Source organism: Porphyromonas sp. C0026D3 (assembly GCF_056590775.1).
Window position 1 is genome coordinate 1 of record NZ_JBWPWU010000016.1, and the last position, 1784, is coordinate 1784.

The following is a 1784-nucleotide window of genomic DNA, read 5'->3' on the forward strand; positions in this document are numbered from 1 at the left end:
CTCTATATTCAGAGCAGATCTCCAAAAACCAAGCTTCCCGGATTTGGCTCCAGAAAGGAGGTGTTCCAGCCGCACCTTCCGGTACGGCTACCTTGTTACGACTTAGCCCCAGTCACCAGGTTTACCCTCGGACGCTCCTCGCGGTCACGCACTTCAGGTACCCCCGACTTCCATGGCTTGACGGGCGGTGTGTACAAGGCCCGGGAACGTATTCACCGCGCCATGGCTGATGCGCGATTACTAGCGAATCCAGCTTCACGGAGTCGAGTTGCAGACTCCGATCCGGACTGAGATGAGGTTTGGAGATTCGCACACAGTCGCCTGTTAGCTGCCCTCTGTCCTCACCATTGTAACACGTGTGTCGCCCCGGATGTAAGGGCCGTGCTGATTTGACGTCATCCCCACCTTCCTCTCGCCTTACGACGGCAGTCTCGTTAGAGTCCCCAGCTTTACCTGTTGGCAACTAACAATGAGGGTTGCGCTCGTTATGGCACTTAAGCCGACACCTCACGGCACGAGCTGACGACAACCATGCAGCACCTACATATACGTCACCGAAGTGAACAGACCTACTTTCATAAGCCCAGCGTATACATTTCAATCCCGGGTAAGGTTCCTCGCGTATCATCGAATTAAACCACATGTTCCTCCGCTTGTGCGGGCCCCCGTCAATTCCTTTGAGTTTCATCGTTGCCGACGTACTCCCCAGGTGGATTACTTAATGCTTTCGCTTGAGAGCATACATTATATCGCATACTCCGAGTAATCATCGTTTACAGCGTGGACTACCAGGGTATCTAATCCTGTTTGATCCCCACGCTTTCGTGCATCAGTGTCAGTTGTAGCTTTGTAAGCTGCCTTCGCAATCGGAGTTCCGCGTAATATCTATGCATTTCACCGCTACACTACGCATTCCGCCTACAGCATCTACACTCAAGTGTCACAGTTTCAACGGCAAGACTATAGTTAAGCTATAGCTTTTCACCACTGACTTACAACACCACCTACGCACCCTTTAAACCCAATAAATCCGGATAACGCTCGTATCCTCCGTATTACCGCGGCTGCTGGCACGGAGTTAGCCGATACTTATTCTTAGGTTACTTGCCTACAGGCACACGTGCCTGCTTCTACTCACCTACTAAAGAAGTTTACAATCCATAGGACCGTCTTCCTTCACGCGACTTGGCTGGTTCAGAGTTGCCTCCATTGACCAATATTCCTCACTGCTGCCTCCCGTAGGAGTTTGGGCCGTGTCTCAGTCCCAATGTGGGGGGTCAGCCTCTCAGCTCCCCTATCCATCGCGGGCTTGGTGAGCCGTTACCTCACCAACTACCTAATGGAACGCATGCCTATCTATCAGTGATAAATCTTTCTTCCACCATCCATGCGAATAATGGAATATATGGGGTATTAGTCCGAATTTCTCCGGGTTATCCCCCGCTGGTAGGTAAGTTGCATACGCGTTACGCACCCATCCGCCGGTCGTCATCAAAGGTAGCAAGCTACCTCCATGTTACCCCTCGACTTGCATGTGTTAAGCCTATCGCTAGCGTTCATCCTGAGCCAGGATCAAACTCTCCATTGTTAGTTAAATAGCTTCGCTCATGACTAACGTCACAAGCATATCCTTTTACCTAAATCCGAAAAATTATCCTTGGCTTCGGGTTACACTCGTATAAACACCCAAGTTAGTCTATCCTCTCGAATCGACGTGGCACATTCTTATATCTATAAAAATATCCCTTGTACTACTTGTTTGTTCGCATCGCACCTTCAGCTTT

1 rRNA gene is annotated in these 1784 nt (G+C 50.2%); it reads right to left on the minus strand.

From position 1 onward, the window contains the following. Positions 1-53: 53 nt before the first annotated feature. A 16S ribosomal RNA gene (locus AC1EK1_RS08295) occupies positions 54-1588 on the minus strand. Between the last annotated feature and the right edge of the window lie 196 nt (positions 1589-1784).